At 33.6% G+C, this 22,697-nt stretch carries 25 protein-coding genes and 1 other RNA gene; 12 read left to right on the forward strand and 14 right to left on the reverse strand.

All coding sequences use genetic code 11. The annotated features are described in order from the left end of the window. From ccoG to CAP47_RS03425, 4 genes are all read left to right on the forward strand, one after another. Positions 1-1,425 carry a cytochrome c oxidase accessory protein CcoG gene (gene ccoG, locus CAP47_RS03410; RefSeq protein ID WP_100775386.1) on the forward strand — a complete coding sequence of 475 codons (1,425 nt, stop codon included), beginning with the start codon at positions 1-3 and terminating at the stop codon, positions 1,423-1,425. Positions 1,426-1,602: 177 nt separating this feature from the next. Further along, positions 1,603-2,049, forward strand: coding sequence for a FixH family protein (locus CAP47_RS03415; RefSeq protein ID WP_093240620.1), 447 nt, complete (start codon positions 1,603-1,605; stop codon positions 2,047-2,049). Beyond that, positions 2,049-2,750 (forward strand): sulfite exporter TauE/SafE family protein, encoded by a 702-nt coding sequence (locus CAP47_RS03420; protein WP_093240616.1) that lies wholly within the window; start codon positions 2,049-2,051, stop codon positions 2,748-2,750. Before CAP47_RS03415 ends, CAP47_RS03420 begins: the two co-directional genes overlap by 1 nt. A 15-nt stretch (positions 2,751-2,765) precedes the next feature. Further along, the gene (locus CAP47_RS03425) at positions 2,766-4,034 is read left to right on the forward strand and encodes an acetyl-CoA hydrolase/transferase family protein (RefSeq protein WP_100775515.1); all 1,269 of its coding nucleotides are present in this window, start codon (positions 2,766-2,768) and stop codon (positions 4,032-4,034) included. 18 nt (positions 4,035-4,052) lie between these two features. Here CAP47_RS03425 and CAP47_RS03430 read toward each other — a convergent pair whose 3' ends face one another. Next, positions 4,053-4,946, reverse strand: coding sequence for an IS1595 family transposase (locus CAP47_RS03430; protein WP_100775387.1), 894 nt, complete (start codon positions 4,944-4,946; stop codon positions 4,053-4,055). A gap of 89 nt (positions 4,947-5,035) precedes the next feature. Here CAP47_RS03430 and trxA point away from each other — a divergent pair, with 89 nt between their 5' ends. After that, the gene (gene trxA / locus CAP47_RS03435) at positions 5,036-5,332 is read left to right on the forward strand and encodes a thioredoxin (protein WP_100775388.1); all 297 of its coding nucleotides are present in this window, start codon (positions 5,036-5,038) and stop codon (positions 5,330-5,332) included. Positions 5,333-5,415: 83 nt separating this feature from the next. Here trxA and CAP47_RS03440 read toward each other — a convergent pair whose 3' ends face one another. Together CAP47_RS03440 and hemN are read right to left on the reverse strand one after the other, a co-directional pair. Next, complete coding sequence (locus CAP47_RS03440; RefSeq protein ID WP_100775389.1) at positions 5,416-6,255, reverse strand: universal stress protein; 840 nt, start codon at positions 6,253-6,255, stop codon at positions 5,416-5,418. Between the two features lie 33 nt (positions 6,256-6,288). Continuing rightward, entirely contained in the window at positions 6,289-7,635 is a 1,347-nt protein-coding gene (gene hemN / locus CAP47_RS03445; RefSeq protein ID WP_410523956.1) for an oxygen-independent coproporphyrinogen III oxidase, read from the reverse strand. Positions 7,636-7,806: 171 nt separating this feature from the next. Between hemN and CAP47_RS03450 the strand changes: the two genes are divergently transcribed. The 4 genes from CAP47_RS03450 (at position 7,807) to CAP47_RS03465 (ending at position 12,265) form a co-directional block, all read left to right on the forward strand. Then, complete coding sequence (locus CAP47_RS03450) at positions 7,807-8,688, forward strand: sterol desaturase family protein (RefSeq protein ID WP_100775391.1); 882 nt, start codon at positions 7,807-7,809, stop codon at positions 8,686-8,688. Positions 8,689-8,769: 81 nt separating this feature from the next. Continuing rightward, positions 8,770-9,252 carry an acetyl-CoA carboxylase biotin carboxyl carrier protein subunit gene (locus CAP47_RS03455; RefSeq protein WP_100775392.1) on the forward strand — a complete coding sequence of 161 codons (483 nt, stop codon included), beginning with the start codon at positions 8,770-8,772 and terminating at the stop codon, positions 9,250-9,252. Positions 9,253-9,270: 18 nt separating this feature from the next. Then, a complete protein-coding gene (accC, locus tag CAP47_RS03460; RefSeq protein ID WP_100775393.1) occupies positions 9,271-10,722 on the forward strand; it encodes an acetyl-CoA carboxylase biotin carboxylase subunit in 1,452 nt (483 codons plus the stop codon). 1 nt (position 10,723) lies between these two features. Further along, entirely contained in the window at positions 10,724-12,265 is a 1,542-nt protein-coding gene (locus CAP47_RS03465) for an acyl-CoA carboxylase subunit beta (RefSeq protein WP_100775394.1), read from the forward strand. A gap of 45 nt (positions 12,266-12,310) precedes the next feature. On the opposite strand, the gene smpB is transcribed toward CAP47_RS03465, so the two are convergent. Next, on the reverse strand, positions 12,311-12,769 hold the full coding sequence (gene smpB / locus CAP47_RS03470) for an SsrA-binding protein SmpB (protein WP_100775395.1): 459 nt from the start codon (positions 12,767-12,769) through the stop codon (positions 12,311-12,313). A gap of 125 nt (positions 12,770-12,894) precedes the next feature. Between smpB and CAP47_RS03475 the strand changes: the two genes are divergently transcribed. Beyond that, on the forward strand, positions 12,895-13,668 hold the full coding sequence (locus CAP47_RS03475) for a DUF6503 family protein (protein WP_153043483.1): 774 nt from the start codon (positions 12,895-12,897) through the stop codon (positions 13,666-13,668). Here CAP47_RS03475 and CAP47_RS03480 read toward each other — a convergent pair. From CAP47_RS03480 to CAP47_RS03500, 5 genes are read right to left on the reverse strand one after another with little or no spacing between them, the layout of a single operon-like run. After that, complete coding sequence (locus tag CAP47_RS03480; protein ID WP_100775397.1) at positions 13,649-14,260, reverse strand: SixA phosphatase family protein; 612 nt, start codon at positions 14,258-14,260, stop codon at positions 13,649-13,651. The two genes, CAP47_RS03475 and CAP47_RS03480, sit on opposite strands and share 20 nt — an antisense overlap. After that, positions 14,257-15,357 (reverse strand): esterase-like activity of phytase family protein, encoded by a 1,101-nt coding sequence (locus tag CAP47_RS03485; protein ID WP_100775398.1) that lies wholly within the window; start codon positions 15,355-15,357, stop codon positions 14,257-14,259. The genes CAP47_RS03480 and CAP47_RS03485 overlap by 4 nt, the downstream gene beginning before the upstream one ends. Before the next feature lie 55 nt (positions 15,358-15,412). Beyond that, positions 15,413-16,468: a peptidylprolyl isomerase gene (locus CAP47_RS03490; RefSeq protein ID WP_100775399.1), complete on the reverse strand. Its 1,056-nt coding sequence runs from the start codon at positions 16,466-16,468 to the stop codon at positions 15,413-15,415. After that, positions 16,455-17,015, reverse strand: coding sequence for a gliding motility-associated peptidyl-prolyl isomerase GldI (gene gldI / locus CAP47_RS03495; protein ID WP_100775400.1), 561 nt, complete (start codon positions 17,013-17,015; stop codon positions 16,455-16,457). Before gldI ends, CAP47_RS03490 begins: the two co-directional genes overlap by 14 nt. Beyond that, positions 17,005-18,012 (reverse strand): DHH family phosphoesterase, encoded by a 1,008-nt coding sequence (locus CAP47_RS03500; RefSeq protein WP_100775401.1) that lies wholly within the window; start codon positions 18,010-18,012, stop codon positions 17,005-17,007. Before CAP47_RS03500 ends, gldI begins: the two co-directional genes overlap by 11 nt. Positions 18,013-18,082: 70 nt before the next feature. Between CAP47_RS03500 and CAP47_RS03505 the strand changes: the two genes are divergently transcribed. Continuing rightward, positions 18,083-19,105, forward strand: coding sequence for an alkaline phosphatase D family protein (locus CAP47_RS03505; RefSeq protein WP_100775402.1), 1,023 nt, complete (start codon positions 18,083-18,085; stop codon positions 19,103-19,105). Positions 19,106-19,174: 69 nt separating this feature from the next. After that, entirely contained in the window at positions 19,175-19,594 is a 420-nt protein-coding gene (locus tag CAP47_RS03510) for a nucleoside-diphosphate kinase (RefSeq protein ID WP_100775403.1), read from the forward strand. Between the two features lie 76 nt (positions 19,595-19,670). Here CAP47_RS03510 and CAP47_RS03515 read toward each other — a convergent pair whose 3' ends face one another. From CAP47_RS03515 to CAP47_RS03535, 5 genes are all read right to left on the reverse strand, one after another. Further along, positions 19,671-20,171 (reverse strand): outer membrane beta-barrel protein, encoded by a 501-nt coding sequence (locus tag CAP47_RS03515; protein WP_100775404.1) that lies wholly within the window; start codon positions 20,169-20,171, stop codon positions 19,671-19,673. A 79-nt stretch (positions 20,172-20,250) separates the two neighbouring features. Continuing rightward, positions 20,251-21,822 carry a ribonuclease Y gene (gene rny, locus CAP47_RS03520; protein ID WP_100775405.1) on the reverse strand — a complete coding sequence of 524 codons (1,572 nt, stop codon included), beginning with the start codon at positions 21,820-21,822 and terminating at the stop codon, positions 20,251-20,253. A 49-nt stretch (positions 21,823-21,871) separates the two neighbouring features. Further along, a non-coding RNA gene (gene ssrS, locus CAP47_RS03525) (6S RNA) lies at positions 21,872-21,988 on the reverse strand. A gap of 67 nt (positions 21,989-22,055) precedes the next feature. Further along, the gene (locus tag CAP47_RS03530; protein WP_093240543.1) at positions 22,056-22,349 is read right to left on the reverse strand and encodes a cell division protein ZapA; all 294 of its coding nucleotides are present in this window, start codon (positions 22,347-22,349) and stop codon (positions 22,056-22,058) included. 14 nt (positions 22,350-22,363) lie between these two features. Further along, positions 22,364-22,654 carry a hypothetical protein gene (locus tag CAP47_RS03535; RefSeq protein ID WP_093240540.1) on the reverse strand — a complete coding sequence of 97 codons (291 nt, stop codon included), beginning with the start codon at positions 22,652-22,654 and terminating at the stop codon, positions 22,364-22,366. Between the last annotated feature and the right edge of the window lie 43 nt (positions 22,655-22,697).

The raw sequence follows: 22,697 nt of genomic DNA on the forward strand, positions 1-22,697 counted from the left end.
ATGAGTACCGACAATAATGAAGAATTTAGAGATAGTATAGGCACCTTAACCGAAGATGGAAAAAGAGAATGGGTTTATCCCAAAAAACCATCGGGTGCCTTGTACGATTATAGAAAATGGGTAAGCTACTTTTTGCTTACCTTTTTGTTTATATCTCCATTTATTAAAATTAATGGAAACCAATTTTTACTATTTAATATTTTAGAAAGAAAGTTCAATATTTTTGGATTTCCTTTTTGGCCTCAAGATTTTTATCTTTTTGTAATTTCTATGATTATAGGCATTATTTTTATTGCCTTCTTCACAGTTGCTTTTGGTCGTGTTTTTTGTGGTTGGATATGTCCACAAACCATTTTTATGGAAATGGTTTTTAGACGTATCGAATATGCAATTGAAGGCGATAGAGGAAAGCAAATGCGACTTAGCAGAATGCCATGGAAGAAAGAAAAGATTATCAAAAAAGGGACAAAATGGACAATCTTCGCTTTCATTTCTTTTTTAATCGCTAATGTATTTTTAGCTTATTTAATTTCAAGTGATGAGTTATTTAAATACGTTCAAGAAGGACCTTTAGAAAATCTAGGAACATTTATTCCTTTACTTATTTTTACGGCAGTTTTTTATTTTGTGTTTGCATGGTTCAGAGAGCAAGTCTGTATTATTGCTTGTCCATATGGACGTTTGCAAGGTGTATTGCTTGACAAGAAAACAATTGTTGTTGCTTATGACCACAAGCGCGGAGAAGCTGAAAATGGTCGTAAAAAGTTTAGAAAAAACGAAGATCGTGAAGCTTTAGGCCACGGCGATTGTATTGATTGTAATCAATGTGTTCACGTTTGTCCAACAGGCATTGATATCCGAAATGGAACACAACTCGAGTGCGTCAATTGTACTGCTTGTATAGATGCTTGTGATGAAATTATGGACAGAGTTGACTACCCAAGAGGATTAATTCGTTTTGCAAGTGAAGAGAATATCGAAGAGAAAAAGCCTTTTGTTTTCAATACAAGAATGAAAGCTTATTCAGTTGTTTTAACTGTGTTAGTTGGTATTCTTATCGGGATGCTATTTATTAGAACAAGTGTTGAAGCGAAGCTTTTACGCTTACCTGGACAGACTTATGAAACGCAGAAAAACGGAAATATTAGTAATGTTTACACGTATAAACTGATTAACAAAACAACTCATGATATTGATAAAGTTGAGTTTAAGTTGTTATCACATGAAGATGGACAGTTAAAACTTGTAAAAGGAGCAAACTTCTCCGTACCTAAACAAGGCTTATCTGAAGGAACGCTTTTTATTGAAATTCCTTCTAATTTAATAGACAGCGAACTCAATGATGTTGAAATCGGTGTTTACAGCGACGGCGAACTTATTGATAAAGCGAAAGCCAATTTTATGGGACCTCGTTTATTTAAATAATATTCAATTACTTCAAAATTCAGAGACAGCCTCAAAACTATCAAAGCTATTTTATTGTTTACTAATAAGCTTTAGTTTTGAGGCTGTTTCTTTTAGAATATCTGTCAACTACATGACAACTATCATAGAAAAAAAGACTATTTTACTAGAAATTTGTAACACTTCAAATGTATAATTATGAAATTAAATTGGGGTCAATCCATCGTTATTGCTTTTGTACTTTTTATCAGCTTTATTATGTATTTCGTTATCACGATGATGACAGATGATAAGTATAATAATGACCTTGTTGTCGAATCTTATTATGAAAAAGATTTGACGCTTCAGAATGATATTGACCAAAAGAAAAATGCACTCGCTCTTGATGAACGCGTGACAATTGAAAAAACAAATCTGGGACTCAAAGTAACTTTTCCAGATAATTTTGATCATAAAAAAATATCTGGCGAATTATTTATGTATCGCCCAATTGATAAAGAGCAAGATTTTACGATTGACTTAGATCTCTCAAGCTTACAATTTACATTACCAAATGATCTTTTAGAAGAAGGAAGATGGGATGCTACTTTGAAGTTTCAATACGAAGGTCAAGATTATATGGTTGCTGAAAAATTCTTGTTTTAATGCTTTGGTCCGCTTTCATACTAGGGTTTTTAGGAAGTTTACATTGTGTTGGTATGTGCGGGCCAATCGCATTAATGCTGCCTGTTAGCAGAACCAATCAAAGCCTAAAATTCCTACAAATATTACTTTATAATAGTGGTCGTATTTTAACGTATATGATTATTGGCTTACTTTTCGGCCTGTTAGGAGAAAGTATAGCAAGCTTCGGTTTTCAACAACATTTATCGATTGCCATTGGGGCAATCATGCTTTTATCTGTGTTGATTCCTCAAAAATTTTTAAGCAGATTTAAAGTATCACAACCTTTTTATCGTGCGATTACCAAAATTAAAGCACAACTTGGCGCTAGCTTTAAAAAGAAAAGTTTAGATACCTTTTTCTCAATCGGTTTTCTCAATGGGTTTTTACCATGCGGGCTAGTTTATATGGCAGTTTTTGGCTCAGTGGCAACCGGTGATATTGTCAATGGTGCTTTATATATGGCATTATTTGGTTTAGGAACTTTACCGATGATGACTTTTGTGATTTATTTGAAATCTTTTACACAGAATGTACTCAAGTTGAATTTAAAAAAAGTAATTCCTTATGCTGTCGGTCTAATTGGAATTCTTTTTATTTTAAGAGGAATGGGACTAGGAATTCCTTATGTTTCGCCAAAACCTGTTGAGCAAAAGGTTGAATCTAATATGGAATGTTATTAAAAAAAATAAAATATGATGAAATATATAAGTAAAGAAAAGGCTGTCTCGATTGTCAATAGTGGTGATCGCGTATTCTTCCAGGGTGCAGCAATGACGCCTTTGATGTTGATCGATGCCTTATCAGAAAGATACCAAGAACTCAATAATGTCGAAATTGTGCAGATGCATACCGACGGAAATGCGAAATATACTCAAGAGCCTTACTCGAGTGCTTTTAACCTCAATAGTTTTTTTGTAGGAGGAAACGTTAGACATGCAGTCAACTCTCCACATGGTGATTATATCCCGATTTTTTTGAGTGAAATCAGTTTACTTTTTAAACGTGATATTTTACCACTTGATGTTGCTTTTATTCAAGTTTCACCTCCTGATAAACATGGATATTGTTCATTAGGAACTTCTGTTGACATTACACTTTCAGCTATTGAAAAAGCAAAAAAAGTTGTCGCTCAAGTGAATCCAAATGTTCCGAGATCACACGGTGACGGAATTATTCATGTCAGCAAAATAACTGCTGCAGTTGAGGTTGATACATCTTTATTTGTCCACGATTTAGCAGCACCAAGCGAAATCGAAGCTAAAATTGGGGCACATGTTGCAGAACTCGTTGAAGATGGCGCTACACTTCAAATGGGTATTGGCGCTATCCCAAATGCTGTTTTGGCAAATTTAAATAACCATAAAGCCCTAGGAATTCACACAGAAATGTTTTCTGATGGAATTTTACCTTTAGTTGAAAAAGGAATAATCACAGGAGAACATAAACGCGTGAAACCAGGAAGAATTGTAACCTGTTTTGCAATGGGATCTCAGAAACTTTACGATTATGTAGATGAGAATCCTTACGTTCATTTTAAGGAAGCTTCTTATACAAATGACACAGCTTTAATTAGAAAAAACCCTAAAGTAACAGCGATTAATTCTGCTATTGAAATTGATCTAACGGGGCAGATATGTGCTGATACTATTGGCACACGTCAGTTTTCTGGTGTTGGCGGTCAAATGGATTTCATTCGTGGGGCATCACTTTCAGAAGGTGGTAAGCCGATTATAGCTATGCCAGCCGCAACAACAAAAGGCCTTACGAAGATTGTACCTCACTTGCATCAAGGTGCTGGTGTGACAACAACGAGAGCTCACGTGCATTATGTCGCGACAGAATATGGTGTTGTTAACTTATATGGTAAAAGTTTAAAACAACGTGCAAAAGCTATGATTTCGATTGCCCATCCAGATCATCAAGAAGATTTAAACAAAGCGATGTTTGAGAGATTTGGAAATTAATTTTATAGAGGTAAGTAGTTAATTACTTATTAATTTTGATTGATAAATAATTTCTCCCTTCACCATTTTCGTTATTAGATTATTGAATATTGTAGCTTTACTTTGAGATCTGTTAATCCTGAAGCAGAACTCATTGAAATACCTGTTTAGATTTTTATCGCTTACCCAAGAATAAGTAGTTCTTATCCAAGACTTTATCTGGTGTATCATTGTATGGATTGCTTTAAAGTTCATGCCCTTGTTGCTCTCAATTTGTGTAATGTTATATGCCTTTGATATTGGTCTGTAACCTCGCCATTTGTCAGTTGTAACCTTAGCTTCACGGCTTATGTGGTTTACAAAAATATATTGCAGTGAATGTGCGGAAAAATCATCAATTTTCATGGCGTACATCCGTCTTACTTTTCCCTCTTCGGTCAGTTGAACAGCTGTGATTGCCTTCTTTTTCTTGCCATCATAACTCCTCCCTGTTTTTCCCTCGTCTCTTCCTCCCAAAACGAATTCATCAACGTGAACATCGCCGTCCATCGGGTTGTTCCCACTTGAAGCCATAGCTTCCCTTACTTTTAGCATAAACAGCCTTGCTGTTTTTTCGGTTATTCCATATCGTACAGCCATATAACTGGCAGATAAACTCTTTGTAGTGGTAGCCATTTCAAAACAGATAAAAAACGCTTTTCGTACTCCAAATTTTACCTTATGAAAAAGGGTCTCGGCTGTAGCAGATTCGATGTGGCGACAAATATTGCATTGTATAGCAAAATCTTTACGCAATTGACAGGCATTATGGTTGCATCGAGTACATTTAAAGCCACTTTTGGACTTAATCGAAGCAAGATATTGTTTACAATCTCGATCGGTTTTGAATCGATCAGCGAACTCTAGAAGATTTTGTCCTTTAAAAATGTCCATATTTTCTTATATTTACTGCAAGTAAAGATACGTATTTATATACTGACCTCTATAATTTTAATTAAAATTCACTTTAATAGATCAATAATATGAGTCAGAAATTTAATGCTATAGTACAGAGTGAAGTTCCTGTTCTTGTCGATTTCTATGCTGATTGGTGTGGACCTTGTAAAGCTTTATCACCAATTCTGAAAGAAGTGAAAGAGCAGCTAGGAGATAATGTCAAGATCATTAAAGTAGATGTTGATAAAAATCAAAGTTTAGCTCAAAAGTTTCAAGTAAAAGGTGTTCCGACCTTAATCATTTATAAAAGAGGAGAACAGAAGTGGCGTCAAAGTGGCGTTTCTCAAAAAGACGATCTGATTAAGATTATCCAATCGTTTTAGTTTATATATTTTTAGATTGACACAAAAAAAGGTCTCATTTTAATAAATGAGACCTTTTTTAATATTATTAAAATCTTATAGATTTAATTTCCAATTTTGAATGTCATCACTGGTAAATCAGAGTGGTTAACGACATCTTCACCGATACTTCCGTTGAAGAAGTGAGCTAAACCTTTACGACCATGCGTTGGCATCGCAATCAAATCGAATTTTTCATAGCGAGAAGCGTTTAAAACACCTTCTTGAATTGAATAATCATTATAGATTTTTACGTTTTCATTATTTAAAGGAATTTCAACTTCATTTAAAAATTTACGCATGTGATCTCTGATTTCATCTGAGCTGTAAAACTGGTTTCCAGGCATATTGATGTAAACAAGTTTCATCTGAGCATCAAAGCTATCTGCAAATTCTTTTGCTTTGTTGTAAGCTTTAACATTCTTAAGATCAAAATTAGTTGCAAATAAAACTTTTTTAAAGTCAAAATCTTTGATATCATTTTTTACAACTAGAACAGGAACTTCAGAGTGTCTTACAACTTTTTCAGTGTTTGAACCTATCATAACTTCTTCTAAGCCGCTAACACCTTGAGAACCCATCACAATAAGATCAATATTTTGTTTTTCAACAATATCATTTATGGCAAATGTCGTTGAACCAACTTCAATGTCGTGAGCGATGTCAACACCTTTTAAAAAGTCTTTGTCTAAAAATTCTTCAAATTTTTTCTTTGCTAATTTCATGAAGAAAACGATTTCTTCGTTATCCACGTTAAACTGTCCACTACCAAAAAGAGATTCAGCAAGTTCAACAACGTGAAGAGATAGAATCTTAGCATTATTTTTCTTTGCTAATTTTGCAGCAACTCTAAGAGCATTTTCTGAGGGTTGAGAAAAATCGACTGGTACGAGTATATTTTTCATTTTCTTTGGGTTTTTTAGTTTATATTAATTGTTTTAGATTGTCATTGAGAAAAGTTTGGTTTGCGGCTTTGCACGTTTTAACCTGAGGTCAAAAGCCATGCAAATATTACGGATAAAAACGCGACCTTTATCGTGAACTTTCACAGAGTGATCAGTATATTCTAACAAACCATCATTCTTAAATTCTTTTAATCCTTCTATAATTTGATCAAAATTAATCATTTCTTCTTCATTTTTTGACCAAGATGTTTCAAAGTTACACATTAAATTAAGAACTTGTTGACGAATAATTAAGTCTTCTTCATTTAATAAATGTCCTTTAGCCACAGGTAGCACATTTTCTTCTAATCTAGCATAATAATCTTCGAGTTTTTTCTCATTTTGAGCAAAAGCTGTCCAGCTGTCACTTATTGCCGAAACACCAAGTCCAATCATTGTTTTTGTATTAGTAATGGTGTAACCCATAAAGTTTCTGTGCAAATAACCTTCTTTATAAGCAATACTCAAATCATCATCAGGCAATGCAAAGTGATCCATACCAATTTCCATATATCCGATTTCTTCGAGCATTTTTTTACCAGTTTCGTATTGTTTTCTTTTTTCTTCTGGCGTAGGTAAATCGTCTTCGCTAAATCCGCGTTGTCCATTTCCTTTCGTCCATGGCACGTGAGCGTAACTATAGAAAGCGATACGATCTGGCATCAACTCTTTAGTGTAATTGATGGTGTTAATCACATCATCAAGTGTTTGCAGAGGTAAACCAAAAATGATATCATGTCCAACTGACTTGTAACCTAGTTTTCTAGCATTTTCGGTTGCCTTTTTGACATTTTCAAAACTTTGAATTCTGTGAATGGCAATTTGAACTTTTGGGTTGTAATCCTGAATACCATAACTCACTCTTGTAAAACCAAGGTTATTTAAAGTTGCTAAATGATCTTCCGTTGTGTTGTTCGGGTGACCTTCAAAGCTAAACTCAATATCATCAGTGACAATTGCGGTGTCAAGGATAGATTTTAAAAGATATTCTAAGTTTTCAGGTGAGAAAAATGTTGGTGTTCCTCCACCTAAATGAATTTCTTTAATCTGTGGCTTTTCATTAAGAACTTCCAAATACATTTTCCATTCTTTCAAAACAGATTTTAAATAAGGATCTTCAACCTCATGTCGTTTTGTAATACGTTTATTACAAGCGCAAAATGTGCATAAGCTTTCACAAAAAGGAAGGTGAATGTATAAACTTAAGGCGTTGCTGTCTTGTTTTTTTAAACTTTCAATCCAAGCTTGTGTTGTAAACGATTCGTTTTCCCAGTAAGGAACCGTTGGATAACTTGTATATCTTGGGCCTGGGACATTATATTTAGAAATTAGACTTTCCATAATTTAGTATTTATTTCAAAAATATTTAGAATTTATTACTAAAGCAATGATAATTGTCAAAGATCAATTGATTATTTGGTTTGGTGAAGCTTGCTAAACCTTATAAAATTTTAAAACTATTTTTAGTTTTATGTACGCTTTAATTTTTATTCAAAATCGTATTTTTGCAATATGTTTGAGCGTTACTTCAAAATTATTTTAGATTCATTTTCAGGATATTACCATTATTTAGTTTCTGAAATTTCTAACCCAAGCTGGGGTAATTATTTCTATTGGCTTTTAGCATTATCGTTTTTAGTATTAGCACTTGAAATTATTTTGCCTTGTCGTCGCGGACAGAAAATTTTTAGAAAAGGATTTTGGTTAGATGCTTTTTATGTGTTTTTCAATTTCTTTTTATTTTCATTGATTGGTTATAATGCAATTTCAAATGTTGGCGTCGAATTGTTTAATGATTTTTTGGGATTATTTGGCATCGAAAATATCATTGCATTTGAAGTTCAGTCGTTTCCCGCTTGGTTGCAATTGCTTATCATGTTTGTGATTTCCGATTTTATTCAGTGGAATGTGCATATTCAATTACATAAACAACCTTGGCTGTGGAAATTTCATAAAGTGCATCACAGCGTTCAAGAAATGGGTTTTGCTGCACAGTTTCGCTTTCATTTCATGGAAACAATTTTTTATAAAAGCGCCCAGTATATTCCTTTAGCGATGATTGGTTTCGGGATTGAACAATTTATTGTTGTTCATATGTTTGCTTTATTTGTAGGTCATCTTAACCACGCAAATTTATCTTGGGATTATGGGTTTTTAGGTTACATTTTTAATAATCCTAAAATGCATATTTGGCATCATGCTAAAGCGCTTCCTGAAAAACATCCATACGGAATGAACTTCGGCTTGACACTTAGTTTATGGGATTATTTATTTAAAACAGCCTATATTCCTAAAGAAGGTAAAGACATAGAACTTGGGTTTGATGGTGTCGAAAATTATCCTCAAGATTTTTTGGCTCAAACTAAAGCACCATTTAAAAGGGGAAAAATCTAAGTTTCAAATGACAGAGTCATCGATTTAGACCTGAATTATTCATATATTCTTATATTTACGACAAATTAATATGACATATTTATGGGACAAAATCTGAGAGCTAAAGTAAACGATGCTCATGATTTTGAATTTTCTGAAGCTGAAATTCAATCTCTTGACGTCCAAGAATCAAAAAACAAACTACATATTTTACAAAATAACGAATCAGTTCAATCCGAAATTCTTAAATCTGATTTTTTAAACAAAAAATACAATATTAAAATCAACGCTAACACTTACGTGGTCAGTATTAAAAATGATCTTGATTTGTTGATTAAAGAAATGGGCTTGTCACTTGCAGCTTCACAAGTTGTTAATGACATCAAAGCACCAATGCCAGGATTGATTTTAGATATTAATGTCTCTGAGGGTGATGAAGTTTCTGAGGGCGATCAGCTTTTAGTTTTAGAAGCCATGAAAATGGAAAATGCGATTACTGCTCCTCGTAATGCAGTAATTAAGTCAATCAGTGTTAACAAATCAGAGACAGTGACAAAAAACCAACTCTTAATTGAGATGGAATAACCCAAAAGAAGACACAAAATGAAAAAAATATTAGTTGCAAATCGAGGTGAAATTGCATTGAGAATCATGAAATCAATCAGAAAAATGGGCATCAAAAGTGTTGCTGTTTACTCTGAAGTTGACAGAAGTTCACCTCATGTTAAATACGCTGATGAAGCAATTTGTTTAGGTAAAGCTGCTTCAAATGAATCATATTTATTAGGTGATAAAATTATTGATGAAGCAAAAAAACTAAATGTTGATGCCATTCATCCTGGTTATGGTTTTTTAAGTGAAAATGCTGATTTTGCTGAAAAAGTAGAAAATAGTGGTTTGATTTTTATCGGACCAAAATCTCATGCTATCAAAGTTATGGGAGATAAACTTTCTGCAAAAGAAACTGTAAAATCCTATGGCATACCAATGGTGCCAGGTATTGATGAAGCTATTACCGATGTTGATAAAGCAAAAGAAATTGCTGATAATATTGGTTATCCTATTTTAATTAAAGCTTCTGCAGGTGGTGGCGGTAAAGGAATGCGAGTTGTTGAGTCTGAAAAAGATCTCGAAAACCAAATGAAACGTGCCATCAGTGAAGCTGAATCTGCATTTGGTAATGGTGCCGTTTTTATAGAAAAATATGTTGGTTCTCCGCGACACATCGAAATTCAAGTTTTGGCAGATACTCATGGACATGTCATTCATCTTTTTGAAAGAGAATGCTCTGTACAGCGTCGTCATCAGAAGGTTGTAGAGGAAGCACCTTCGGCTATTTTAACGTCAGAGCTGAGAGAGAAAATGGGAAAAGCTGCAGTTGATGTCGCTAAATCTTGTGATTATGTTGGTGCCGGAACTGTTGAGTTTTTGATGGACGAGCAAATGAATTTTTATTTTTTAGAAATGAATACGCGTTTGCAAGTTGAGCATCCAGTCACTGAATTAATAACAGGTGTTGATTTAGTTGAACAACAAATAAAAGTTGCACGTGGTGAAAAGTTAAATATCAAACAAGAGGATTTGAAAATCAAAGGACATGCAATAGAATTACGTGTTTATGCTGAAGATCCAACTGATGATTTTATGCCAAGTGTTGGTTTATTAGAAAAATATAAAGCCCCAAAAGGTGAAGGTATTCGTGTTGATGATGGATTTGAAGAAGGCATGGAAGTCCCGATTTATTATGATCCAATGATTTCAAAATTAGTCACTTATGATGATAATCGTGAGGCTGCAATCCAGAAAATGATTTCAGCTATCGACGCTTACGAAGTTGAAGGTGTTGCGACAACATTACCATTTGGTAAATTCGTGTGTCAGCATGAAGCCTTTAGATCTGGTCATTTTGATACACATTTTGTTAAACATCATTACACGCCAGAAATTCTTGAAGAAGAACAAAAGGATGAAGCGAAATTAGCAGCAATGATTGCGTTAAGAGCTTATCTGAAAGATCAAAATCAATTACGAATTCCTGAAACTAAAGCAGAATAACATGAGTCAGAAAATAGATGAATTAAATCATAAAATAGAACAAGCTAAACTCGGTGGTGGTCAAAAAAGAATTGACAAGCAGCACGAGAAGAAAAAATTGACAGCGCGAGAACGTGTTGAATATTTCTTAGATGAAGGTTCTTTTGAAGAAATCGGCATGTTTGTGACACACCGAACGACCGATTTTAATATGCAGGATCAAGTGTATTATGGAGATGGTGTTGTCACTGGTTTTGGAACTGTTGATGGGCGTTTAGTTTATGTTTACGCGCAAGATTTCACAGTTTTTGGTGGCGCTTTGTCTGAAACTCATGCTGAGAAAATCTGTAAAGTCATGGATCACGCTGTTAAAGTTGGTGCTCCAATTATCGGTTTAAACGATTCTGGTGGTGCACGTATCCAGGAAGGCGTTAGGTCACTTGGGGGATATGCTGATATATTTTACAGAAATGTACAAGCTTCAGGTGTTGTGCCTCAAATTTCAGCAATTATGGGGCCTTGTGCTGGTGGAGCTGTTTATTCTCCAGCCATGACAGACTTTACAATTATGGTCGAGAACACAAGTTATATGTTTGTGACTGGACCAAATGTCGTTAAAACAGTAACGAATGAAGAAGTAACAGCCGAAGAATTAGGTGGTGCAAGTGCGCATTCAACCAAATCTGGTGTGACACATTTAACTGCGCTTAATGATGTTGAATGTTTAGAAAACATCAAGACTTTATTGAGTTATATGCCTCAAAACAACCAGGAAAAACCTGAAAAATTAGAGTATCATATTCAAGATGAAGTCAGAGAAGCTTTAGAGGATATCGTTCCTGAAAATGCGAATAAACCTTATGATATGCATGAGGTGATCAATGGAATTATCGATGAAGATTCTTTCTTTGAAATTCATAAAGATTATGCTGACAATATCATTGTTGGTTTTTCAAGAATAGGAGGTCGTTCAGTTGGTATTGTTGCGAATCAACCGATGAGTTTGGCTGGTGTACTTGATGTTGATGCTTCTAAAAAAGCAGCACGTTTTGTCAGATTTTGCGATGCTTTTAATATTCCTTTACTCGTTTTAGTTGATGTCCCTGGATTTTTGCCAGGAACAGATCAAGAATGGAATGGTATTATTTTAAACGGTGCGAAGTTACTTTACGCTTTAAGTGAAGCAACTGTGCCGCGTATTTCTGTAATTACGCGTAAAGCTTACGGTGGCGCTTATGATGTGATGAACTCAAAACATATTGGTGCAGATTTAAACTATGCTTGGCCAACTTCTGAAATTGCTGTAATGGGTGCAAAAGGTGCGAGTGAGATTATCTTTAGAAAAGAAATACAAGCGGCGAAAGATCCCGAAATCAAACTTTCTGAAAAAGAAAAAGAATATGCTGATGCTTTTGCCAATCCTTACAAAGCTGCTCAACGTGGTTTTGTTGATGAAGTGATTATGCCAAAAACAACACGCCGTAAATTAATTAAGGCTTTTGCGATGTTAGAAAATAAGGAAGTGCTGAGGCCAAACCGCAAGCATGGGAATATTCCGCTATAAATTCTAAGACTAAATAACTAAAAAGCCCTTTTTCAAGGGCTTTTTTTAATATGCTTTTTTGATGCGATCCAGTCTTCGTTTAGTGTCACGTTCTTTAATCGATTCTCTTTTATCGTAAAGCTTTTTACCTTTACAAAGTGCGATTTGTAACTTTGCAAACCCTCTATCGTTGATAAAAAGTCTTAGAGGCACTATTGTCAATCCTGTATTTGTCACTTGTTTATAAAGCTTCTTAAGCTCACGTTTATTTAATAATAATTTTCTTGAGCTTTTAGGTTGATGGTTAAAATGTGAAGCATGCGAATATTGTTGAATATCCATATTGATAATGAAAAGCTCTCCTTTATTATTAAACTCACAAAAGCTTTCAGCAATTGTCGCTTTTCCTTCTCTAATCGATTTTATTTCAGTTCCTGCAAGAACAATTCCTGACGTGAATTTGTCTAAAATCTCGTAATTAAATCTTGCTTTTTTATTCTGTATATTAATTTTATTTTTTGCCATATCTCTTTTTAACCGATCTCAAAAATAGGATTATATCTTGGAATATTTCTTAAATTTTTACTTAAACCCTTTGACTTTGTTTAAATATGATTTTATTTGAGTTAATCTCTAAACATTAAATGATTATGAAAAAGTTTTCCATAGCTTCAGTTTTTTTAATTTTTGTATTAGCATCATGTCAATCTGAAAAAAAAGAAGATAAGTCTTCCAAACCTAAAGAATTAACAGCGCAAACTATCGTCGATAAAGCGATTGAATTTAACGGTACTGATGCTTATAAGAATTCAAAAATAATTTTTGATTTTAGAGATTTCCATCTTGAAAGTGAAGCAACTTGTAATGGTTTTAAATTTTCTAGAGAAAAAAATGACACCTTAGATGTTCTTCATAATTCTGATTTTAAACGGTCAGTATCTGGTAATGATATTAAAGTTGCAGACTCAACTGCTTTTAAATTATCGGAATCGATTAACTCTGTTTTTTATTTTATGCAATTACCAATGCGTTTAAATGATGGCGCGGTGATGAAAGAATTAAAAGAATCACAAACATTTAGAGATCAATCTTATCATGTTGTTGAGGTGAAATTTAAGAAAGAAGGTGGAGGTGTTGACCACGAAGATGTTTATATGTACTGGTTTAACAAAGATGATTTCGCAATGGATTATTTTGCATATTCATTTAAAATGAATAATGGAGGTGTTCGTTTTAGAGCCGCTAAAAACCCACAGAAAATAGACGGTGTTCGTTTTGTTGATTATGATAATTATAGACCTGAATCTATTGATGTTGATTTAGAGACATTATTAAAGGATTATCATAATGATAAGCTGATCAAGTTATCTGAAATTATTAATAAAAATATGTCAGTTGAGAAGCTTAATCTTGATTGTCAGTAGATGTCGAAATTGAGTGACTTTTGATTTGATCTTGAATTTTAAGATCTTTAGTAATCACAACTTTAAAAACTTTATCGTGTACACTTTCATCGATATCATCATATTTTGAATATCCGAGAATCTCGTTGACAATTCTCGGGTTTGTGTTTGAATGACCAACAATTAAATTGACTTTCCCATAAGTTTGTAGCCAAAAAGATTTTGAATAAATACGCTCAGCATTTGAGTCGTAATCTTTGATATTCAATTGTTTAAGCGAAGCAGTCGGGATTGCAGTTTGCGTGGTGCGCTTATATTGACTACTGAAAATTTGTTCTATATTCTTATCCTTAAAGTAATCAGCCCAATCATTAGCCCTAGTTATGCCTTGCTCTGTTAGAAATGGATCTTTCTCATTTTTGTTCTCAGTATTTTTTTCGGCATGCCTGATGATGTAATAAATTGTTTCTTGTTTAGTTCTGTTTTTTGGAACTTCAAAAGGAAATTTGGAAATTTCTTTTTTAGTTACTTTTTCATCAGTGCTTTTTTTCTTGTCTTTTTTACATGAAAAGCTGATAAACGTGAGCAAGCAGAGGAGTAGTATTTTTCTCATAAGTTAAGTTTTAACAGAATAACCTGATTAATTTGATCAGAAAAACTACTAAAATTATCGTCCGACATTAAGAGCAAACTTTGTTGACCATTTGGTAATTTTGGACCAAATGTGATACCTTCAATGTTATCGATAATCTTATCAGTCAATTTATTTTTCACTGATTTAAAATCAAATATAAGTTTTTTATCAACCAGTTGAATTTCTTTTTTATGTGTTTTTAAACTTTCAATGTCAAGAACATCAGTTGCTTGGGAAATATCAATCATGAAAATTCTGACGTTGTTTCCTTTATTCGCATGGCCAGCAGAATAAGCGCGTTCTAGAAATAAAAACTGATTTTCGTTAAGTTGAAGGATATCTGTAACGCCATTTACTTTAAATGGTAGAAAAGGGATTTTCGAAATCCGACCAAGATCAACAGCAAATTGTTGAGATATTTTTTCTTTTTTCAAATCAAAATAACTCATTCTGATAGGCGAGTAGCTGTTAAATAAACCTGGTTCGCGGCCATCATTTTTTAGAGGTAATTCATTAACAAACCAAAATCCTTCATGATTTAAATCTGTGCTAAGACCTTCTAAAAGCCCATTGTTTCTTGAGTTTTCAATTGTGAAGTGTTTCAGAGAATTATAGATATTTTTAATTTCAAAATCAGCATCTAAAACCATGATAAAACCTTCTTTATTAGCTAAAATTCTTCCTTCACTTCCTATGTAGTAAACATTATTTGCTTGGTCATATCTCATGCTTTCCAAGTCAAAAGCTTTGTTTTGATGCTCTTTTGGAATATCAATTTTAATTTCTTCTAAAATTTTAAATGAAGAAATTTGATCTTGATTTATCTTTATTTCAGCTTTATAAATACGCGGATCAGACGGTGCATCACATACCATAATGTAAGTGTCGTCTCCTAAATAATCAATACTGGAGATTCCACCGAAATCAGGAAATTTTTCAATTTCTGATTCACTAACAGTTGTTTCATCAATAAAACTGATGATGTCGTTGTTTTGTTCTTTAACGCGGTATGATTGACACCCGACAAGGCTTATAAAGAAAAGTAATAATAGTGCTTTTGAGTAAAAATGAGTCATAAAAAAAAGCTGCAATAATTTGCAGCCAATTTAAGATATTCTGTCAGAATACAATTTAATTATCAAGAACTTCTACCAATTTAACTTTAAAGTAAAGTGTAGCATCTGCAGGAATCGGACCGCGTTGTCTGCTACCGTAAGCTAAGTCAGAAGGAATTAATAAATGTGCTGTTTCTCCTTCCTTAAGAAGTTCAACGCCTTCATCCCAACCTTTGATCACTTGACCTGTTCCTAAACGGAAAGAAATTGGTTGACCACGATCAAATGAAGAGTCAAATTTAGTTCCATTAGTTAAATAACCGGCGTAGTGAACTCTCACTGTTTTGCTCGCTTCAGCTTGTTTGCCTTCTGGATTTTTTTCTTCGATGTAGTACATCAATCCACTTTCAGAAGTTTCCATTTTAGCTTTCATTTCTTCAATTGTTTTCACAACTTCTGCTTTTTCAGCTTCTTTTTCTTTTTTAATAGCTTCAAGTCCACCTTTGTAAGCTTGCGGCGCATCAAAGTTTTTAGCCTCTTTTCCAACACGGATAATTTCAACTTTCTCCATCACCACTTCATTCACTGGTTTGTCACCAGGTTTTGTTGTCTCAACTTTTCCAATTGAATCAACAACTTTTTCTCCTTGAGCAATTTCTCCAAATATGGAGTGTCTTCCATCAAGATGCTTAGTTGGGGCAACTGTTATAAAAAACTGACTTCCATTTGTATTTGGTCCAGAATTGGCCATCGAAATCACGCCTTTATCATGCGTTAAACTCGAGTCAAACTCATCGTTAAATTTGTAGCCAGCGCTTCCTTGTCCAGTTCCTTGTGGATCACCTCCTTGGATCATAAATCCGTCGATAATTCTATGGAACTTCAAACCATCATAAAAAGGTTTTCCTTTAAATTCATCATCAGCATCTGGATGATTCCCTTCTGCTAAAGCGACAAAGTTACCTACTGTAATAGGTTTTTTGTCATGGTATAATTTTAATAAGAATTCACCATGATTTGTGTTGAATTTCGCATATAATCCGTCTTCTAAATCAGGATATTCATTGCATGATGTGAAGGCAAAAACCAACATCAATAATGGAAGTAATTTCATTTTTTTAAGGTGTGTCATCTTTTGTGATTTTATTTAGTGTTACAATTGATTTTATAGGAACGTTTCTTCCGATTTTTTGCTTATCGCCGTAGTAACCATAGACTTTGTGTGATGGGAAATAAAAGGTTACAGTTTCATTTATTTTCATTAATTTAAGACCTTGTCGCAAACCAGAAAAAATATTTTCTTTATCGATAATTAAGGCGCGCTCGCCTAACTCGGCACGGCTGTAAATTGTGTCATTTTTTAAACTTAAAATGCTGTAGTTAAACTCAACTTCATCACCGATGTCTGGCGTGATACTGTCTTTTGAATTGGAAACATTATAAGCGTACCAAAAACCATTTTTTGATGAAAAATATTGTTTTGTCGTATCAGCATCAATTATTTTCTTGATTAATTCTTCTTCTTTTTTAACAATGGCTTTGTTGCGTTTTATCGATTGTTGAATAAAAGAATCAGATTTGGTTGTTACAGGTTTACGAGGCTCTGGCGATGTTTTGCAAGAACTAAACATAAGACCTACAAAAACTAAACTCAAAATTGTTTTAGTTTTAAAATTCATCAGTTAAGATTTTTTCAAATTTAGTGATTGTTTCTGACATGGAAAGTTCGCTTCTTCCTCCCGCTGCATTTTGGTGACCACCACCGTTAAAATACTTTCTAGCAAGTGTATTTACATCAATATCACCAATAGATCTCAGAGAAATTTTGATAATTCCTTCAGATTTATTTTCAATAAAAATGACTGCCAAATTAATTCCTTTTAGAGAAAGCGCATAATTGACAAAACCTTCAGTATCACCTTTTTTAAAATCATTTAAGTCTAATTCCTCTTGAGATAAAGTAATATAGGCTGCATGTTTTTCAGCGATAATTTTTAAGTTGCTCATGGCAATTCCCATGAGTTGCAAACGACTTAAACTGTTATTATCAAAAGTGTTTTGATGGATTTTAGAATTTTCGACACCAAGATCAATTAAATCTGCGATAATGCGATGCGTTTGACTACTTGTGCTCGAGAACTTAAAAGAACCAGTATCTGTCATGATACCAGTATAGATGCATTCCCCGATTTCTTTAGTGAGAAATTTTTCATAACCTAAATGCTGAATCGTTAAATAAATCATTTCGCAAGTTGAACCTATCGAGGTGTCACTGAAAGTGAATTTTGCATAATCATCTGGTTGTTGGTGATGATCAATCATCACGAAATCAGCTTTTGATTGCTCTAATTCTTCAGCCATTTCTCCAGTTCTTCCAAAACTGTTGAAGTCTAAAGTGAAAATGAGATCAGCATTATTAATTGATTTTTTTGCTTCACTATTGTTTTGATCAAAAAATAGAATTTGTTCTTGTTTTGGTAACCACTCCAAAAATTCAGGAAATTTATTCGGTAAAACAACCTGAATGTTTTTATCAGTAAAGGCTTCTTTTAAAAGTAAGCTGAGTCCCAAAGATGAGCCAACGGCATCACCATCAGGATTTTTATGAGCAACAATAATGATGTTTTTACTCTTTTCAAGAATAGATTTTAGGCCGTTTAGTTCAAAAATTTTCATAGTTTCAAATGTAATAAAAACATCACATAGCTTTATGATATTATTGTATTTTTACTAAAAATTATCGATCATGAAAAAATTTATATTTTTAAGTCTTTCACTCATATTTCTTTCTTGTAAAACCACACAAAAACCAAGTGAAGATGATTTATTTAAAATTGCTTTTGGGAGTTGTAATTTACAAGACAAAGATCAAAGTTATTGGGAGTTGATAGGTTCTGAAAATCCTGATGCTTTTATCTGGGGAGGTGATAATATCTATGCTGACACAGAGGATATGGATGAGATGGAGCGTATGTACGCACAGCAGAAAACGAATGCTTATTATCAGAAATTTATTTATCAACTTGATAATAAAGTTTACGGAACTTGGGATGATCATGATTACGGTTTGAATGACGGTGGAGTCAATTGGGAATATAAAGATCAGAGTCAACAATTGCTTCTCGATTTTTTAGATGTTGAAGATTCAGAAAGAAGAAATCGAAAAGGCATTTACAGCAGTGAAATTATTAAAGTTAAAGGTCATGAGATTAAAGTGATTATTTTAGATACGCGTTATTTCAGATCAGATTTACAAAAATCTTCAAATCAATCCAAACGTTATAAAGCTTCTCAAGATGCTGAACTGACTTTATTAGGAGAAAAACAATGGAAATGGTTGGATGAAGAGTTGAAGGAAAGCAATGCAGATTATCATTTAATTGTTTCGAGTATTCAAGTCCTTTCTCATCAACATGGTTTTGAAACTTGGGGTAACTTTCCTTCTGAAGTTGAAAAATTAGAAAATTTATTAGTAAAACGTCAAGTGAAAAATCCTTTAATTTTAAGTGGAGACAGACATATTTCGGAATTTTCTCAAAAAGAAATTGAAGGTTTAGATGTGCCTTTAACCGATTTTACGTCCAGTGGATTAACACATGCTTATACTGGTTTTTCTGGTGAAGAGAATGAATATAGAGTGGGGAAGGTTGTTCCAAAAATAAGCTATGGATTGATTGAATTTGATTTTGAAAATAATCAACTTTTACTGGAAATTAAGTCAACAAAAAATAACAAGCAATTGCAAAAACTTGTTTTACAAATGAAATGATTTTTGAAACTCATTGATAAGCTTTGAAATAACTTTTAAATACTTACATTTGCAGAAAATATAACAATTATGTCAGGACATAAAACATTCACAATGTTAAAGCCAGATGCTGTTGAAAATGGACACATCGGTGCTATCTTAAATCAAATTACATCTTCAGGATTTAAAATATCTGCAATGAAATTAACGCAGATGACTAAAGCTGATGCTGAGGAGTTTTACGCAATTCACAAAGAAAGACCATTTTTTGGAGAGCTTGTTGAGTTTATGACAAGAGGACCAATTGTGGCTGCTACCTTAGAAAAAGAAAATGCTGTTGAAGACTTTAGAGCTCTTATTGGTGCGACTAATCCAGAGGATGCTGCTGAAGGAACAATCAGAAAAAAATATGCTGCATCAGTTGGTGAAAACGCTGTACACGGAAGTGATAGCGATGAAAATGCAGAAATAGAAGCTGCTTTTCATTTTTCAGGAAGAGAGACTTTCTAAATCAACTTCAGTTGAGAAATAAAAAAAGGCAAGATTTTTTAAAATCTTGCCTTTTTTGTTTTAAAAAGATATTTTCTTAAAGTCCAAATTCAACTCCTAAAGTAATTGAGTCAAAAGAACCACCGTCTAAGCTTACTCCTTTATAAGCTAAAACAATATCAATTGTTTCAGAGATACCGTATTGAACTTTTGGTGCATAGTAAAATCCACCATCATTTCCATCAGGACTTATACCAATACCATAACCTAAATCAGCTCCAATTGTAAATGCTTCTGAAGCATTAAAACGAGCAGATGCAGCAACTGGGATAAAACTAAAGTCATCGATATCTATAGATCCAAATCCAGGGATATCCATACTATCTCCAAAATAATGATGATAGCCAACCGTAGCACCAACGTCAAATTGTTCTGATACATCTGTTAAATAGTTTGCTTCAATGTTCAAGCCAAATGTCGTAAGGTCACCAGCATCACCTAGAGGTAAGGCTGCACTAGCACCGAGGTTGAATTCTTGAGCGAATAACGAAGATGTGCTGACAATTAAGAAAGCACCTAAAAGTAATAATTTTTTCATGTTAAAAAATTTATGATTATGTTAACAAATATAATTGCTATATAAGTTATTTTAACAGGTTTAACTTTTTGTTAACACTTTACTTTGCAACGTTTATAGCACGTGTTTCTCTGATAACAGTGACTTTTACTTGTCCAGGATAAGTCATATCTGTTTGGATTTTCTGAGAAATTTCAAATGATAAACTACTCGCTTTGTCATCATTTACTTTTTCGCTTTCGACAATAACACGAAGTTCACGTCCTGCCTGAATTGCATAAGCCTTTTTAACACCACCAAAACCGAAAGCAATATCTTCAAGATCTTTTAACCTTTTAACGTAAGAATCTAAGACTTGGCGTCTCGCACCTGGTCTTGCACCGCTAATTGCATCACAGACTTGAACGATAGGAGAGAGTAATGAAGTCATTTCAATTTCGTCGTGGTGAGCACCAATGGCATTACAGACCTCTTCTTTTTCATTGAACTTTTCTGCCCATTGCATTCCTAGCAATGCGTGTGGTAATTCTGTTTCAGTATCTGGCACTTTTCCAATATCATGTAAAAGTCCTGCGCGCTTTGCAAGTTTAGGGTTTAAGCCTAACTCAGAAGCCATAATACCACAAAGCTTAGCAACTTCTCTAGAGTGTTGTAATAAATTTTGACCGTAAGAAGATCTGTATTTCATACGCCCAACCATTCTGACAAGTTCAGGATGTAAACCATGAATACCTAAATCAATGATGGTACGTTTACCAATATCAGTGATTTCTTCGTCGATTTGTTTCTTCGTTTTCTTAACAACTTCTTCAATTCTTGCTGGGTGAATTCGACCATCAGTGACAAGTCTGTGAAGTGATAAACGAGCGATTTCTCTTCTGACAGAGTCAAAGCATGATAAGATAATCGCTTCTGGCGTATCATCAACAATAATTTCTACTCCAGTAGCAGATTCAATTGCACGAATATTTCGACCTTCGCGACCGATAATTCGACCTTTTACATCATCACTTTCAAGGTTAAATACTGAAACGCAATTATCTATCGCTTCTTCAGTTCCAACACGCTGAATGGTGTTGATGATAATTTTACGTGCTTCTTGTTGAGCTGTTAATTTAGCTTCCTCAACAGTGTCTTGCACTAATGACATCGCTTCTGATTTCGCACTTTCCTTTAGCGTTTCCATCAACTGCTCTTTGGCTTCCTCTTCGCTCATGCCACTTAGCTGTTCAAGTCTTTCAATTTTTTGGTTTAAGATTTTGTCGATTTCTTCTTGTCTTTTTTCAAGATATTCGTTGCGATGATCGTAATCTTTCACCTTTGATTCGAGCTTGCCGTTTAATTTCTTGTTTTTAGAAAGTTCACTAGAAATTTGTGCTTCTTTATCTTTAGTTCTTTTCTCAGCATCTGCAATCTTCTTGTCACGAGACATGATTGTTTTTTCGTGCTCAGTTTTAAGCTCAATGAACTTCTCTTTGGCTTGAAGGATTTTATCTTTTTTGATGCTTTCGCCTTCTTTCTTCGCCTCTTTGATGATGCTGTCAGCTTCTTTTTTAGCTGTGTTTAAAATGCCATCAGAGCTTTTCTTTTCTAAATTCTTAGCAACGATATAGCCGACGGCAAGTCCGATAAGGATTGCTGCGACTGCGACAATGATTGTTATTGTTTCCATATGTTTGTTTATATAAATAAAAAAGCCTGCACTAGTTGTTTTTTGTATAAAACTCCGTTTATAACAGGTTTAGGGCTGCTTAACTGATCAAGGATCCGCTTCACAAAAAGTGGCGGCTTGCTTTTACAACTAAAACTACACCCTTCTTAATGAATAAGTGTTGAGTTTATCAAAATCTAACGACTAATACAGGCAGTATTGTATTATCTTAATATGTAAAGAACGTTTATATTTTACTTCAATTGTTTATTGACTAATCTTTCTAACTCCTCAAGTTTAAAACTTGCTTTTTCTATATCCTGCGAACCACTGATTTTACTTTGTTCAGTTTCTGCAGCAAATTGGAGTGCACTCATTGCCAATACATCTTGTTTATCTCGCACTGCATAATTTTGCTCAAAACTTTTTATAGTTTCTTCAATTTTTTTTGCAGCTTTTCGTAAGCCTTCTTCTTGTTCTGGCCTTATGGACAACGGATAGACTCGATCTGCAATTGAGATTTTAATTTTGAGCTTTTCTGTTGCCATTAAACAAATTTAAATTAATCTGCGAGTTGTACGACACACTCGTCAATTTCTTTAATTAAACGATTTATTTTGAGTTTTGTTTCTCTCTTATAGTCTTTACTGCCTAACAGTGCATTCGCCGTTTTGAGATTTTTATTCTCAAGTTGAAGCTTTTCAATTTTTTGGTTTAAAGAATTGATTTGATCATCTTTATTGATGATTTTTTTTTCTAAACCTTGATTTTCTTTTTGTAAATCTTGTTGTTTTAAAACTAGCTTTTTTGTTGCTAATTCAAGCTTTTCAACTATTTGAACTAATTTTCCCATCAACTTTATTACAAATGCACATCAAGGCAAATTTAATATCATT

It is taken from the genome of Psychroflexus sp. S27 (assembly GCF_002810405.1).
GTDB classification, from domain to species: Bacteria; Bacteroidota; Bacteroidia; order Flavobacteriales; family Flavobacteriaceae; genus Psychroflexus; species Psychroflexus halocasei_A.